The organism is Photorhabdus heterorhabditis (genome assembly GCF_001280945.1).
Lineage (GTDB): Bacteria > Pseudomonadota > Gammaproteobacteria > Enterobacterales > Enterobacteriaceae > Photorhabdus > Photorhabdus heterorhabditis.
Genome location: NZ_LJCS01000083.1, coordinates 1 through 14607, shown reverse-complemented (window position 1 = coordinate 14607; position 14607 = coordinate 1). Strand labels below are relative to the sequence as shown.

The window sequence follows — 14607 nt, the reverse complement described above, 5'->3', positions numbered from 1 at the left end:
CGAATGCACGAGCGTTACCACCGTAGGTTTTAGCCAGTACAGTAGTAATTGCAGCAGTCAGGGTAGTTTTACCATGGTCAACGTGGCCGATAGTACCAACGTTAACGTGCGGTTTTGTACGTTCAAATTTTTCTTTAGACACGACTCTATTCCTTAGTATCGCTCCCTCATTATTTGGGAGGGAGCTGAATCTAGATATTAAACCCGAAAAACTTATTTAGCTTTACGAGCTTCGATAATAGCCTGAGCGACGTTGCTCGGCGCTTCATTGTACTTCAGGAACTCCATGGAGTAAGAAGCACGACCTTGGGTCTGAGAACGCAGGTCAGTAGCATAACCAAACATTTCAGATAATGGTACCTGAGCACGTACGGTTTTACCGGTAGCAATATCTTCCATACCGTCGATCATACCACGACGACGGTTCAAGTCACCGATAACGTCACCCATGTAGTCTTCTGGAGTTTCAACTTCAACTTTCATGATAGGTTCCAGCAGAACGGGTTTCGCTTTCATGAAGCCTTCTTTGAAGCCCATAGAACCTGCGATTTTGAACGCCATTTCTGAAGAGTCAACTTCGTGGTAAGAACCATCGAACAATGCAACTTTAACGTCAACAATCGGGTAACCGGCCAGAACACCATTTTTCATTTGTTCCTGAATACCCTTATCTACCGCAGGGATATATTCTTTAGGAACAACACCACCAACGATTTCGTTAGCGAATTCGTAGCCTTTGCCACCTGACTCCATTGGCTCAATGCGCAGCCATACATGACCAAATTGACCACGACCACCAGACTGACGAACAAATTTACCTTCTTGTTCAACAGTAGAACGGATGGTTTCACGATAAGCAACCTGAGGTTTACCTACGTTCGCTTCAACTTTGAACTCACGACGCATACGGTCAACCAGAACATCAAGATGAAGCTCACCCATACCAGCAATAATCGTCTGACCAGATTCTTCATCGGTAGACACACGGAATGATGGATCTTCCTGCGCCAAACGGCCTAAAGCAATACCCATTTTTTCCTGATCAGCTTTAGTTTTTGGCTCAATAGCAACAGAGATTACTGGCTCTGGGAATTCCATACGCTCCAGAATGATTGGTGCGCTGATATCACACAGAGTATCACCTGTTGTCACGTCTTTCAGACCGATCGCAGCGGCGATATCGCCTGCGCGAACTTCTTTGATCTCTTCACGTTTGTTAGCATGCATCTGAACGATACGGCCGAAACGCTCTTTTTTGTCTTTCACTGGGTTAAGAACGGTATCACCGGAATTAACGACCCCAGAGTAGACACGGAAGAAGGTCAGGTTACCAACGAATGGGTCAGTAGCGATTTTAAACGCCAGTGCCGAGAACGGTTCGTTATCGTCAGAATGACGCTCTGCCGGGGTATCTTTACCATCTGGCAGAAGACCTTTAATGGATTCAACATCAGTTGGCGCAGGCAGATACTCAATAACAGCATCCAACATTGCCTGAACACCTTTGTTCTTAAATGCGGAACCACAGGTAACCAAGATGATTTCGTTAGTCATAACACGATGACGCAAACCAGCTTTGATCTCTTCTTCAGTCAGCTCTTCACCGCCCAGATATTTTTCCATCAGTTCTTCTGATGCTTCTGCCGCGGCTTCAACCAGGTTATTACGCCATTCTTCAGCCAGATCCTGCATATCAGCTGGAATATCTTCATAAGTGAAGGTAGTTCCCTGATCTTCATCGTTCCAATTGATAGCTTTCATTTTCACCAGGTCAACAACACCGGTGAAAACGTCTTCGGCACCAATTGCCAATTGTAGAGGCACTGGGTTTGCAGCCAAACGAGTTTTGATCTGCTCAACAACGCGTAAGAAATTCGCGCCCATACGGTCCATTTTGTTAACGAACGCGATACGTGGAACTTTATATTTATTCGCCTGACGCCATACGGTTTCAGACTGTGGCTGAACACCACCAACCGCACAGTAAACCATTACGGCACCGTCAAGAACACGCATGGAACGTTCTACTTCGATGGTGAAGTCAACGTGGCCTGGGGTGTCGATGATGTTGATACGATGCGCATCAAACTGCTTAGCCATACCTGACCAGAAAGCAGTTGTCGCAGCAGAAGTGATGGTAATACCACGCTCCTGCTCCTGTTCCATCCAGTCCATAGTAGCAGCGCCATCATGAACTTCACCGATCTTATGGTTTACACCAGTGTAGAACAGAATACGTTCGGTAGTGGTGGTTTTACCGGCGTCGATGTGTGCACTGATACCGATGTTACGGTAACGTGCAATGGGTGTTGTACGAGCCATTTGATTCCTCTATTCCTAGGACGTTCAATTTAAATCTGGGCGGCAGAATAGCCGCCCAGGGCATCATCACTACGATAGGATTACCAACGGTAGTGTGCGAACGCCTTGTTAGCTTCTGCCATACGGTGAACGTCTTCACGTTTCTTCACAGCAGAACCTTTGTTCTCAGCTGCATCAGATAATTCGTTCGCCAGGCGCAGGGCCATAGACTTATCACCGCGTTTACGAGCAGCATCAACGATCCAACGCATTGCCAAAGCATTACGACGAACCGGACGAACTTCAACTGGAACCTGATAAGTAGAACCACCAACACGGCGGGATTTTACTTCCACGGTTGGACGCACGTTATCCAGTGCGAGCTCAAATGCTTCCAGATGTTCTTTACCAGAACGCTGAGCCAGGGTCTCAAGCGCACTATATACAATTGCTTCTGCAGTAGATTTTTTACCATCTACCATCAGGATATTAACAAATTTGGCCAGTAATTCAGATCCGAACTTTGGATCTGGCAGGATTTTACGTTGACCAATTACACGACGACGTGGCATGGAAATACTCCGTTTCGAATTCAGGGTTGTCCAAAACTCTACGAGTTTATTTTGACATTAAAGTGAAAATGTTTGGCCTTACTTAACGGAGAACCATTAAGCCTTTGGCTTCTTCACACCGTACTTAGAACGACCTTGTTTACGGTCTTTAACACCGGAACAGTCCAGTGCACCGCGAACAGTGTGGTAACGCACACCTGGCAAGTCTTTAACACGACCGCCACGGATCAGAATTACGGAGTGTTCCTGCAAGTTGTGGCCTTCACCACCGATGTAGGAAGAAACTTCGTAACCGTTAGTCAAACGCACACGACATACTTTACGCAGTGCGGAGTTTGGTTTTTTAGGGGTAGTGGTATATACGCGAGTACATACGCCACGCTTCTGCGGGCAAGCTTCCAGAGCAGGAACATTGCTTTTTGCAACCTTCATGCTACGGGGTTTGCGCACCAGCTGGTTAATAGTTGCCATTATTAAAAAAACTCCTGGTTTTTTTGCTTCGTAAACACGGATTAAATCTCTTGTCTGCCCTGACGGCAAAACACGAGGACGCGGAATTTTATGGCTGACTCGCCGGGGTGTCAAGAAATATACAGTGTTTCTCTGACTACCAAGCGAATTGTTGATGGTGTTTTACTGTCAGGTTAACAAAGTCAGTATAATTGATCACTTGCACTTTGTCTGAAACCTGACCTACCAACCCCCGCGCCTCAATATCTTCTTTCAGCGCATACAATGTAACACCACTGCTGATCAACGCCGGAAGATAACAATTGTTCTCAATTCCTGCTAATACACCATCCTGAATAAACAGTATATCATCACCACCAGCAAGCAGATTGAATATCGCATTGAAGTCACATTGATAAGGCGATCGGCCAATAGTATATAACATATCATTGTCCTTCCAATAGCTTAAAATGTCAGCACAACATCATAGCCAACCAGTTTCTCGCGAACTGTTTCTGCTGGTATCACTTCCACATCCAGAATAAAACGGTTAGCCGAGCTTAATCCACGCGTGATCAGGTCCTCCTGGCTCAAATAACATGCTTCAATATCGTACAAAGGCAAAACCTTAAAAGTAGCGATATAGTTTCTGGCAAGTACTCTGTCAGGTCGCTGATCCGGTAACAGTTGGAATACACCGTCAGAAATAAAAAATACACCGATATGTTCAGTTAATGCCGAAGTCGCCAGTAATGCATCTAACCCTTCTCTGCCACCCGCATTACCATGAGGTGCTTGAGTGAAGACAAAAGCAATTTTTTTCATTTTTGCCTCTCAGAATTGCACCACTCGGTCGCAGGTCAGCATGGCTTCAGCCAGCGTTCCCAATCCACTTAATTCAAACCCTTCAGCCAAGTTTGCTACGGGTAAATTCAATTCATTAGCCTGCTGAGCATCAAGGACACCACGGCGAAGGGCAGCGGCAATACAAATGTGCATGCCAAACTGATGCTCTGTTGCCATCATCTGCCATGCACTCACCAAATTGAATTCATCACTGGCAGGTGCAGTCAATTGATTGCCGTTATAAACCCCTTCCCGATAAAAAAATACGGTATTGAGTTTGTGTCCCATCTCAATCAAAGTTTGTGCGAACTGGTAAGCACTGCTGGCTTGTTGGGTACCATATGCAGGCCCCGTTACCAGCAGACAATAAGACAGAGACGACATTACCGCTCAGGCCCTAAGCATTCACCATTTTTAAACTGGCGAATATAGAGATAAACCGTATGTTTAGAAATATTTAGACGCTCAGCAACCTGATTAATCGCGTCTTTAATATCAAAGATGCCTTTCTCATAGAGATTCAGAACCACCTGCCTATTTTTAGCATTATTGGATACATTGCGATCAATATTAACTTCTTCGATCGTGTATTCCAGCGTTTGTGCAACCAAATCATCCACTGATGATGCAAAGTTTACATTTGGAGCGACATCATGGGTTTCCTCTGGAATAAATGTTTGAATAATTTCAGAGAAAGGGACATCAAGGTTCATATTAATACACAGAAGGCCGATTACTCTGCGATTCCGGTTGCGAATCGCAATCGTGACTGACTTCATCAATGAACCACTTTTCGCCCGGGTGAAATAGGCTTTGGATACACTACAATCTTCATCTGTAATATCGTGCAACATACGCAGAGCAAGGTCAGTGATAGGTGAACCTATTTTACGGCCGGTATGTTCTCCATTAGCTATTCTGACCGCTGAACATTTAAGATCTTCCAGTGAATGTAAGACAATCTCGCAATGCCCACCAATCAGCATAGCCAAGCCATCAACTGCGGCTTCATAAGATTTTAAAATTTCGCGATCCGTTTCAGTAAACGGTTGGTTTTCCAGTAAGTCGATATCACTGATATCACCAGATAATAACGGGTTAGACATTAAATACACCATCCTTCAAACGCAGACAACGTCTTGCTAAAAACACAACGTGATAAACTTATAAAAATTTCTTGTGAAAATTCAACTGTTGCAACTTAACAGAGATCTCAGTCAAAGATCTTTGCACTTACATTAGATATTGACGTTAAAACCACATGACATCATCGTCAAGCCATTGCCACTCAGACATTTGGCCTCTATCACAGCTTTCAGTAACAAAAAACCGTTGACAGAATCTCTACCAACGGTTTCATCTACACAATTCATCAAAAATATTTAGCTAAAAGATTACTTAGCCTTAGTATCCGCTTTCACATCCAGTAACTCAATATCAAATACTAATGTAGAGTTTGCAGGAATACCTGGGACACCAGCTTTACCATAAGCAAGCTCTGGTGGAATAACCAGTTTAATTTTTCCACCTTTTTTCACATTCTGCAAACCTTCTGTCCAACCTGGGATAACACCGTCCAGACGAATAGAAAGTGGCTCATTACGTTTATATGAGCTATCAAATTCTTTACCGTCAATCAATGAACCCTTGTAGTTTACGACTACTGTGTCACTTGCCGCAGGTTTTTTACCACTACCGTCCTTCTCTATTTTATATAAAAGACCGGTTTGGCTCTTGACGACCCCTTTTTCCTTAGCGAATTCTTCACGATATTTAGCACCCTTAGCTTCATTATCGCTGGCTTCTTTTTCCATTTTAGCTTCAGCCGCAGACTTCACTTTGCCTTCAAATGCACGCAGAGTATTTTCAATTTCGCTATCAGTCAGTTTGCTTTTGTCCTTAAAAGCATCTTGCACCCCCGCCAACAACTGATCTTTATCCAATGGAATACCCAGAGATTTCTGCTCTTTCAAGGTGTTTTCCATATAACGCCCTAGAGATGCTCCCAGAGCATAAGCATTTTGCTGATCTTCCGTTTTAAATGCGCTATTCAGTTCTATACTTTGACCATCTGCTTTGGCAGCCAGTACCTGGGGAGCACTGAAAACCACTGCCAGCGTAGTGGCAAGCAGAGTAACTTTAAACAATGATTTCATCTGTTTCTCCAATAACTTTGGGGGATATTTACCATCAGCAAAAATTATGCAATCGAGTCACTATAACTGCCTACAGCAGCACAACACAATATTTGCCGCTTCTAGTGCCCCAAAACCATTGAGACAACATTAATGAAAAGAGGTTTCATAACAACCGTATTCCACAGAATATTCTGGGCATAATGAGTTACTCTTAATTAATATAAATAGCCTAACACGGATAATACACAGCCTGAAATGGGAGAAAATCATGGATCTATCAGAGTTTGAACAACGACTTGAACAATTGGAAAGTCGCGTTGCCTTTCAGGAAATAACCATTGAAGAGCTGAATCAGGTAGTCACTGAGCAGCAGATGGAAATGGCTAAATTAAGAGAACATTTGCGGTTAATGACAGAGCGATTGAAAGCCTCTCAGCCGTCAATGGTGGCTTCACCGTCAGAAGAAACACCTCCACCTCATTACTGATTTTGTAAACACCAATTACCAACAAGCAGATGTATCTATACCCAATGGATTTCAAGATGGATCGCGACGGCAAGGGAGCGAATCCCCAGGAGCATAGATAACTATGTGACCGGGGTGACCGGGGTGAGTGAATGCAGCCCATTAAAGAAGCGAATTGAAAGATAACGGGTATATACGCCCATAAATAAGCCTCTCCTGTTAAATATTTCCAGTTATTCGGCAGGAGCTTATATCGAATACCATCGACAGCAGTAAATTTTGGAAATCCTCATTCATCTACGGTGCAATAAGGGGTTTTCATCTGCAGTTCCCCTTTCTTTGAAAGAAAGACCAACTCACGAATATTGCCCCACACCACTCGTAGTACGGGGCAAAGAATCTCGCAACGACAGTAAAGAATTCCGTAAGAACTTTATCTACTGTAATCGCTGATGCATATCTTCCTGCGATTATGATTGACGGCTAATGATGAAGGCGTTAACACCACACCATCTTCACTTATCAGTGGCAACCGCCGCCACCGCAGCATCCGTGTCCGTCATTATGATGATGACCATCGTCATGGTTATGGTCATGACCACCACAGCAACCACCTTCGCCATGCTCGTGACCATGCGCACCGTGAACATGACCATGAGCCAGTTCTTCTTCAGTCGCTTCACGGATAGCAATAATTTCAACATTGAATTTCAGGTTCTGTCCCGCCAGCATATGGTTACCATCAACCACAACATGCTCGTCTTCAACCGCAGTGATTTCTACGGGTACTGGTCCCATATCGGTATCAGCCAGGAAACGCATGCCCACTTCCAGTTCATCAACACCGACAAAGACATCTTTTGGCACACGTTGAACCAGATTGTCATCATACTGACCATAGGCATCATCAGCTTGCACGCTGACATCAAAACTCTCACCAGCCTCACGACCTTCCAGCGCTTTTTCCAAACCACTGATCAACGAACCACGGCCATGCAGATAATCCAACGGTGCACTTACCGGTGACTCATCAACTAAAACACCCTCTTCCGTCCTTACTTGATAAGCCAAGCTGACTACCAAGTCTTTTGCTACTTTCATGACATCTCCTACCCGTGGGTCTAAAAATTTTACCGATTGTAGCGGAATTCTAAGCCCCTGTACTCACCGGCATTAAAATTCACACCATTATTGTGGTGTAAAAATACCAATAACCTGCTCTTGCTTTCTGATATGAGAGGTTACTTTATCATCAGTCTGGCGTTGCTGATGACCACAATGGACGCATTCCACCACATCCACCTGATCTTCCTGCCACATTGCCAATGTGTCCTGAGAATGGCATTCGGGACAGACAGCACCAGCAATAAATCTTTTTCGGCTTATTGACATGATTCGCTCCACTTATTCATATTCATTCCAACCATCCGGTTGGCGACGCTCATTCAGCATTTCCCGTTCAAACAACTCTTCTAATTCTCGCCGCGCCTCTTTTATACGGGATATGTGAGCCACATCACCCTGTAGCTGTGGCATCAGTTCTCTCAACATCCGCATATCTAATCGCTGAAAGTGTTGTTTTGCACGATAAGCCTTATGCGGATGCATTCCCAACCCGACCAGCGTTTTACGGCCCAATTCCAATGCACTGGAGAAAGTTTCACGAGTAAAATTTTCTACCCCACTTTGCAGCAGTTCATGCGCTTCCAAGCGCCCTCTGGCCCGCGCCATAATATGCAGATTCGGGAAATGTTTCTGACATAAATGAACAATCATCATGGTATTTTCCGGCTCATTACAAGTGATCACAATCGCCTTGGCTTTATCTGCACCTGCTGCACGTAGCAATTCTAATTCAGCCGCATCACCATAATAAACCTTGTAGCCATAACGTCGCATGGTACTGATAACACTGACATCATGTTCCAACACCGTTATGCGGATTTTATTCACCATCAGAAGACGGCCGATGACCTGCCCGAACCGACCAAAACCCACTAAAATCACTTGCGGATCATTATCTTCCACAAATGGCTGTTCATCCATCTCATCCTGGGCATTATAACGGCGTGCCAGAATAGCATCTATCAATTGCATCACCAGCGGCGTTGTCATCATTGATAGTGTTACCACTACCAACAACAAAGCCATCTGCCCGCTATTAAGAACATTCTGACTCAGTGCCGCAGAAAACAACACAAAGGCAAATTCTCCGCCCTGGCTAAGTACGCCGGAAAATTGCAAGCGAGATGAATTCCGTAAACCAGAAATCAACGCGATAAGATAAAGAACGATACCCTTTACGACGACCAAAACCAGCACACCAAGTAACACATCCGTCAGATGTATCAGTAGCACACCCAAATTTAAGGACATCCCTACCGAAATAAAAAACAGCCCTAACAACAAGCCCTTAAATGGTTCAATGGATATTTCCAGTTCATGGCGATATTCACTATCGGCTAATAATACCCCGGCGATAAAGGTCCCCAGTGCCATGGAAAAACCAAGCACCTCCATAAACAGCGCCGAGCTGAGTACAACCAGTAATGCTGCCGCAGTAAATACCTCACGTACTCCGGATCTTACAACCAGACGGAACAGCGGGCGTAACAGATAACGGCCACCCAGCAACATGCCAGCAAAAGCGGCAATTTTCAGCATGATCCGATACCAGTCACTGGATGCGGTTTCACCGGCCAGAAGTGGGATCAATGCTAAAGCCGGGATCACCGCGATATCTTGAAACAGCAAAACTGAGAAACCAAGCTGCCCGCCCTCATTGCGGTTCATCCCCTTATCTTTCATCAGTTGCAAAGCCATTGCCGTTGAGGACATTGCCATACCGATACCACCGATAACCGCCGCCTGCCATGCAAAATTTGTCAGATATAAAAGTGCGGCCAGCACTCCTGCGGTCAGAATAACCTGAGCCGCACCGACACCAAAAATAGATCGCCTGAGCTGCCAGAGTTTGGAAGGGTTAAGCTCAAGACCGATGATAAACATTAGGAAAACAATCCCAAGCTCAGAGAAATGAAGAATATCATCAACATCTCTGATAAAGCTCAATCCCCATGGACCCAGGACGATCCCTGCCAATAAATAACCTAATACTGCACCAATCCTGAATTTCTGTGCGATTGGCACTGCCACTACAGCAGCAAATAAAAATAATATACTGGCGCTTAGTTGCGCTGAATGCTCCATAAGCTATAGCCCTCCGAATGACAATGGCGATTTGAGCCACTCACGATAAGCATTAGCATGGATGGCAAGAAGTTCAGGTTTTTGACGACGTGCCCAATAAATCACTATTGGCGGTAGCCAATGCATACGGCACATAGATGCGGTTTGTTCAAAAGGGCGAAGAATCTCTTCCATCGGATAGAGGTTATAACCATCAGGCTGGAAAGCTCCTTCAGGCTCTCCGGTTGTGATCACTGAACGCCAGTATTTCCCCTGTAACGCCAACCCGGTAATGCCACTGGCAAATCCCCGAGTCAGCACACGATCCATCCACTCTTTTAATAAAGCAGGACAACTGTAAGTATATAGTGGATGTTGAAAAACAATCACCTGATGCTCACGCAGCAGTTGTTGTTCATAATGCACATCAATAAAAAAATCTGGATAAGCTCCGTATAAGTCGTGAACCGTAACATGCTCTAAATCCAGCACAGGTTGTAACAAAACGCGGTTTGCAACTGAATCCTGTGACTCTGGATGGGCATACAGCAGCAGGACTTTAGGCGGCTGTAACATCATTACCCCCTCAAGAACGTGTCAGAACACGTATTTTCCGTTACCATGCACACAAAGTTATAAAACCGGACGCTTATTGTCCGTTATTCCTAATTTAACATATTATATACAAACGACACTTATGATTGTTTTCTCTTCATTACAAATTCGTCGCGGAACTCGTGTTTTGCTGGACAATGCCAGCGCCACTATCAATCCCGGACAGAAAGTTGGTCTGGTAGGGAAAAATGGCTGTGGCAAATCTACCTTACTCGCATTACTAAAAGATGAGCTTCAAGCTGAAGCAGGCACATTTACTTTTCCCAATAACTGGGCATTGGCTTGGGTGAATCAGGAAACACCCGCACTAGAAACGCCAGCGCTGGAATATGTCATTGATGGTGATCGAGAATTCCGTCAATTAGAACAGCAATTGCAGCTAGCCAATGAAAAAAATAATGGCAATCTCATCGCCCATCTACACAGTCAATTGGACACGATTCAAGCCTGGACTATCCGTTCAAGAGCATCCAGTCTGCTTCACGGTCTGGGTTTCTCTCAAGAACAGCTTGATCAACCCGTACGTGCGTTCTCTGGTGGATGGCGTATGCGCCTCAATTTGGCCCAAGCACTACTCTGCCGCTCTGATTTATTATTGCTTGACGAACCCACTAACCACCTTGATCTGGATGCGGTTATTTGGTTGGAAAAATGGCTGACAAGCTATCCCGGCACATTAATCCTTATCTCCCATGATCGGGATTTCCTGGACCCGGTTGCCGACAAGATCCTCCATATTGAGCAACAATCTCTGTTTGAATACAGCGGTAATTACTCCTCTTTCGAACGCCAACGTGCTACCAAACTGGCACAACAACAGGCGCTCTATAAGAGCCAGCAGGAGAAAGTTGCCCATCTGCAAAGCTATATTGACCGTTTCCGAGCCAAGGCTAGTAAAGCCAAACAAGCTCAGAGCCGTATCAAGATGCTGGAACGGATGGAGCTGATAGCCCCTGCCCATGTTGATAATCCATTCCATTTCAGTTTCCGTAAACCGGAAAGCCTGCCTAATCCACTACTGAAAATGGAAAAAGTCAGTGCTGGCTACGGCGAGCGGACAGTTTTAAGTTCAATCAAATTGAATTTGGTTCCCGGTTCGCGCATCGGTCTGCTTGGACGTAACGGTGCCGGCAAATCCACCTTGATTAAACTGCTAGCTAATGAACTGAAATCCCAGAATGGAGAAGTAGAATTAGCCAAAGGCATCAAACTGGGATATTTCGCCCAACATCAATTGGAATATTTACGAGCTGATGAATCCCCCTTACAGCATATAGCACGTATTGCGCCACAAGAAACAGAACAGCAACTCAGGGATTATTTGGGTGGCTTTGGTTTTAAAGGCGATCAGGTTACTGATCCAAGCGGACGTTTTTCCGGGGGAGAAAAAGCACGTTTGGTTTTAGCATTGATGGTTTGGCAACGTCCTAATCTTCTGTTGCTTGATGAACCAACCAACCATCTCGACCTGGATATGCGTCAAGCACTAACAGAAGCGTTGATCGACTTTGATGGTGCGCTGGTTGTGGTTTCCCATGACAGGCATCTACTACGTTCAACAACAGATGAGCTGTATTTAGTTCACGATGGCCGGGTAGAATCTTTTAATGGTGATTTAGACGATTATCAGCAATGGCTGACAGATCAACAGCGCCAACAAAATCAGCAATTGCGTGAAGGTAATAATAAGGAAAAGGAACCTTCCAGCCAAAGTGCTCAAGAGAGAAAAGATCAAAAACGGCGTCAAGCTGACTTCCGCAACCAAACGCAGCCATTACGCAAACAGTTGACTCATCTGGAAAAACAGATGGAGAAACTGAGTGACGAACTGGTTGCATTAGAAAATCAACTTTCAGACAGCGCTATTTACGATAACAGCCGTAAAACTGAATTGACTGAATTTCTACAAAAACAAAATCAAGCCAAATCAAAACTGGAAGAAACTGAATTAGAATGGATGGAAATTCAGGAACAACTAGAACAAATGATGCATGAATTTAATGGATAAATATTTTCGCCCATAATATTTAATAAAGCGGAGAAATCAATCCGCTTTATTTTTCAACAACATCAATACATCACCTAATATTCCCATATTATTCCTAAATATAAAATTCATAATTAAATTTCATTAAACCAAAATATCCATTATTATTAACATCACTTCTTTTCACTATATTATACCCCATAGATTTCAAATTGCAGCGCGGCGGCAAGTGAAAGCAGCCTACAAAGCAGCAACTTGAAGGATGAAGGGTATAAAAATAACATTATATCTTTCTCATATTATCAATTAATGAAGAAAATAGCTCTGCTTCATTTATTAATTCACAATCGATAACTGGACTCCATAAGATACCAAAATCAATCTCCATATCGGTTTCTAACACTTCTAATAAATTCAAGTATTGTGATGGAATTGAACTAATCACCTTTTGCGGAATTAATGAAAAACCATTATGTTTAATTATCAATTCAGTCATTACCATAATATCATTGGTTTTCAATATTAAGTTCATATTACTATTATCATAGATAGAAAATATGTTAATACCATCAGTGAAATCAATTAACATATCATTCTTATCCGAATCAATAAACTGATACAACGATGCTATTTCCGTGTTTAATTCTGCAAAATTCCGAGTCCAATGACTGCCTTTTTTAAAAAGATAAACAAGTTTTTCAGTGAAAACCTTCTTTGGTATAAGTGATGAAGTTAATGGTAAAGGAACGATCGCAATATGTAATAAACCAGAGTTTAGCAGACTCATTTGCTGCTCAAATGTCAGACCAGCAATGAGTACAAGCACGACTTTTTCCCGTTTACCTAAAAAGATCTGCTCTTTCATTTTTCCAGAATCATAAATAGGAAAACAAGAGCTCACATAAAGATAATATGGCGAATCGTCTTGCAAATCATGATTAACCTGAATCTGAAACTGCTCAAAATGACCTAGTAATTTCTGAGCATTCTCAAAAGTTTTTTGTCCAAAATCAGTCAACCTGGTACCATTTGGTCCTCTGGAAAATAAAAGAGCGCCGAACTCCGCTTCCAGTGCATTAATTTTCTTGGTCAGCGCAGGTTGTGACATATGTAATATTCGAGAAGCCTTATGATAATTAAGTGTTTCAGCTAACACAACAAAAGCTTTGAGATTACGTATATCCATATCTCCACCGTTCAGGTTTATCTTGCATATTTTCTTACGTTACCATTTCATAAATAAACTAATTTATTTAAACTAAAATCAATTAAATAGAGATTAAACAACAATTATAAGTTGATCAATTAATTTATTATAAAAACGTTAGCGACATATACAGCATTACATTTTTTACCAGAAATACTTCTATTCTCTAAGATAAATGAGTAAGTCATCCACTTAAATAAAACACATTGAGGATAATAAATTTTACGATTTTTAGGTGTTTTCCTATCCAAATTATTATGCCTCCTGTGACATGAGTTTGTCCGAAATTCATCTGATGAAAATCAATTTCCAAAATTCAGTAACAATGCCTCTTCCGGTAAGGAATAAATAAAATGGCTAAGATCAATCAAACAATAATATTAATTACATAGCTTGATATCTTTTACATATTTACTCGGTGACGACCATGATATCTTTGGGCACATCAAATAATTATCACTTCTTAATTTATAATTCACATATAAAGATGTGGGAAAACTAAAAAAAAACCCATATCGAACCTAAATATTTCACAAAACCATCATGATATTTAGGATAATAACCAGTTACATTAACAAAAACAATAAAAAATATAGCATAAGAAATTAAAGGAAAAGAACAAAATACAATAAATACACTGCTCGAGAATGTTATTTTATCATCCATTTTAACTAAAGAGATCAAATCATTTCCTGAAAAGAAGAAAGATACTACCGTTAAAATAAAAATAGCAAGAGCACCGATAATGCGTACAATCTTTCTTTTATTTTCCATAACGACCCCAATTATGAAGAAATTAATTTAAATTAAATTCAATAATATTAATAACATAGCTG

The 14607-nt window shown here is 42.6% G+C and carries 16 protein-coding genes and 1 pseudogene; 2 read left to right on the top strand and 15 right to left on the bottom strand.

The genetic code is table 11. The features are described from left to right. From AM629_RS22645 to fkpA, 9 genes are all read right to left on the bottom strand, one after another. A partial coding sequence (locus AM629_RS22645; protein ID WP_072161945.1) for a GTP-binding protein occupies positions 1-142 on the bottom strand: 142 nt, incomplete at its 3' end. 71 nt (positions 143-213) lie between these two features. Then, the gene (fusA, locus tag AM629_RS19060; protein WP_054481097.1) at positions 214-2322 is read right to left on the bottom strand and encodes an elongation factor G; all 2109 of its coding nucleotides are present in this window, start codon (positions 2320-2322) and stop codon (positions 214-216) included. An 80-nt stretch (positions 2323-2402) separates the two neighbouring features. Then, positions 2403-2873, bottom strand: coding sequence for a 30S ribosomal protein S7 (gene rpsG, locus AM629_RS19055; RefSeq protein WP_012776532.1), 471 nt, complete (start codon positions 2871-2873; stop codon positions 2403-2405). Between the two features lie 96 nt (positions 2874-2969). Next, entirely contained in the window at positions 2970-3344 is a 375-nt protein-coding gene (rpsL, locus tag AM629_RS19050) for a 30S ribosomal protein S12 (RefSeq protein ID WP_011144815.1), read from the bottom strand. Between the two features lie 136 nt (positions 3345-3480). Continuing rightward, positions 3481-3768, bottom strand: a complete 288-nt coding sequence (gene tusB / locus AM629_RS19045) for a sulfurtransferase complex subunit TusB (protein WP_054481096.1) — start codon at positions 3766-3768, stop codon at positions 3481-3483. 20 nt (positions 3769-3788) lie between these two features. Further along, a complete protein-coding gene (gene tusC / locus AM629_RS19040; RefSeq protein WP_054481094.1) occupies positions 3789-4148 on the bottom strand; it encodes a sulfurtransferase complex subunit TusC in 360 nt (119 codons plus the stop codon). 9 nt (positions 4149-4157) lie between these two features. After that, positions 4158-4553 (bottom strand): sulfurtransferase complex subunit TusD, encoded by a 396-nt coding sequence (tusD, locus tag AM629_RS19035; RefSeq protein WP_054481093.1) that lies wholly within the window; start codon positions 4551-4553, stop codon positions 4158-4160. Beyond that, a complete protein-coding gene (locus AM629_RS19030) occupies positions 4553-5275 on the bottom strand; it encodes a helix-turn-helix transcriptional regulator (protein WP_054481091.1) in 723 nt (240 codons plus the stop codon). The genes tusD and AM629_RS19030 overlap by 1 nt, the downstream gene beginning before the upstream one ends. 288 nt (positions 5276-5563) lie before the next feature. Next, positions 5564-6325 (bottom strand): FKBP-type peptidyl-prolyl cis-trans isomerase, encoded by a 762-nt coding sequence (gene fkpA, locus AM629_RS19025; protein ID WP_054481089.1) that lies wholly within the window; start codon positions 6323-6325, stop codon positions 5564-5566. A 250-nt stretch (positions 6326-6575) separates the two neighbouring features. Between fkpA and AM629_RS19020 the strand changes: the two genes are divergently transcribed. Beyond that, positions 6576-6794, top strand: a complete 219-nt coding sequence (locus AM629_RS19020) for a protein SlyX (protein ID WP_054481087.1) — start codon at positions 6576-6578, stop codon at positions 6792-6794. A gap of 501 nt (positions 6795-7295) precedes the next feature. Here the strand turns inward: AM629_RS19020 and slyD are convergent. From slyD to kefG, 4 genes are all read right to left on the bottom strand, one after another. Further along, the gene (gene slyD / locus AM629_RS19015; protein ID WP_054481085.1) at positions 7296-7874 is read right to left on the bottom strand and encodes a peptidylprolyl isomerase; all 579 of its coding nucleotides are present in this window, start codon (positions 7872-7874) and stop codon (positions 7296-7298) included. A gap of 87 nt (positions 7875-7961) precedes the next feature. Continuing rightward, positions 7962-8165, bottom strand: a complete 204-nt coding sequence (locus tag AM629_RS19010; RefSeq protein WP_054481083.1) for a YheV family putative zinc ribbon protein — start codon at positions 8163-8165, stop codon at positions 7962-7964. Positions 8166-8177: 12 nt separating this feature from the next. Next, the gene (kefB, locus tag AM629_RS19005) at positions 8178-9983 is read right to left on the bottom strand and encodes a glutathione-regulated potassium-efflux system protein KefB (RefSeq protein ID WP_054481081.1); all 1806 of its coding nucleotides are present in this window, start codon (positions 9981-9983) and stop codon (positions 8178-8180) included. A gap of 3 nt (positions 9984-9986) precedes the next feature. Next, positions 9987-10538 (bottom strand): glutathione-regulated potassium-efflux system ancillary protein KefG, encoded by a 552-nt coding sequence (gene kefG / locus AM629_RS19000; RefSeq protein ID WP_054481078.1) that lies wholly within the window; start codon positions 10536-10538, stop codon positions 9987-9989. Between the two features lie 121 nt (positions 10539-10659). On the opposite strand from kefG, the gene AM629_RS18995 reads away from it, so the two are divergent. Then, on the top strand, positions 10660-12585 hold the full coding sequence (locus AM629_RS18995; protein WP_054481076.1) for an ABC transporter ATP-binding protein: 1926 nt from the start codon (positions 10660-10662) through the stop codon (positions 12583-12585). 262 nt (positions 12586-12847) lie between these two features. Here AM629_RS18995 and AM629_RS18990 read toward each other — a convergent pair whose 3' ends face one another. Together AM629_RS18990 and AM629_RS18985 are read right to left on the bottom strand one after the other, a co-directional pair. Beyond that, positions 12848-13750: a LysR family transcriptional regulator gene (locus AM629_RS18990; RefSeq protein ID WP_054481074.1), complete on the bottom strand. Its 903-nt coding sequence runs from the start codon at positions 13748-13750 to the stop codon at positions 12848-12850. Positions 13751-14151: 401 nt separating this feature from the next. Next, positions 14152-14545: pseudogene (locus AM629_RS18985) on the bottom strand (DUF1240 domain-containing protein). Positions 14546-14607 lie beyond the last annotated feature (62 nt).

What these genes read in the sequence shown, in the direction of transcription:
- fusA (WP_054481097.1), bottom strand. Translation starts at nt 2,322, where the DNA reads ATGGCTCGTACAACACCCATTGCACGTTACCGTAACATCGGTATCAGT.
- rpsG (WP_012776532.1), bottom strand. Translation starts at nt 2,873, where the DNA reads ATGCCACGTCGTCGTGTAATTGGTCAACGTAAAATCCTGCCAGATCCA.
- rpsL (WP_011144815.1), bottom strand. Translation starts at nt 3,344, where the DNA reads ATGGCAACTATTAACCAGCTGGTGCGCAAACCCCGTAGCATGAAGGTT.
- tusB (WP_054481096.1), bottom strand. Translation starts at nt 3,768, where the DNA reads ATGTTATATACTATTGGCCGATCGCCTTATCAATGTGACTTCAATGCG.
- tusC (WP_054481094.1), bottom strand. Translation starts at nt 4,148, where the DNA reads ATGAAAAAAATTGCTTTTGTCTTCACTCAAGCACCTCATGGTAATGCG.
- tusD (WP_054481093.1), bottom strand. Translation starts at nt 4,553, where the DNA reads ATGTCGTCTCTGTCTTATTGTCTGCTGGTAACGGGGCCTGCATATGGT.
- AM629_RS19030 (WP_054481091.1), bottom strand. Translation starts at nt 5,275, where the DNA reads ATGTCTAACCCGTTATTATCTGGTGATATCAGTGATATCGACTTACTG.
- fkpA (WP_054481089.1), bottom strand. Translation starts at nt 6,325, where the DNA reads ATGAAATCATTGTTTAAAGTTACTCTGCTTGCCACTACGCTGGCAGTG.
- AM629_RS19020 (WP_054481087.1), top strand. Translation starts at nt 6,576, where the DNA reads ATGGATCTATCAGAGTTTGAACAACGACTTGAACAATTGGAAAGTCGC.
- slyD (WP_054481085.1), bottom strand. Translation starts at nt 7,874, where the DNA reads ATGAAAGTAGCAAAAGACTTGGTAGTCAGCTTGGCTTATCAAGTAAGG.
- AM629_RS19010 (WP_054481083.1), bottom strand. Translation starts at nt 8,165, where the DNA reads ATGTCAATAAGCCGAAAAAGATTTATTGCTGGTGCTGTCTGTCCCGAA.
- kefB (WP_054481081.1), bottom strand. Translation starts at nt 9,983, where the DNA reads ATGGAGCATTCAGCGCAACTAAGCGCCAGTATATTATTTTTATTTGCT.
- kefG (WP_054481078.1), bottom strand. Translation starts at nt 10,538, where the DNA reads ATGTTACAGCCGCCTAAAGTCCTGCTGCTGTATGCCCATCCAGAGTCA.
- AM629_RS18995 (WP_054481076.1), top strand. Translation starts at nt 10,660, where the DNA reads ATGATTGTTTTCTCTTCATTACAAATTCGTCGCGGAACTCGTGTTTTG.
- AM629_RS18990 (WP_054481074.1), bottom strand. Translation starts at nt 13,750, where the DNA reads ATGGATATACGTAATCTCAAAGCTTTTGTTGTGTTAGCTGAAACACTT.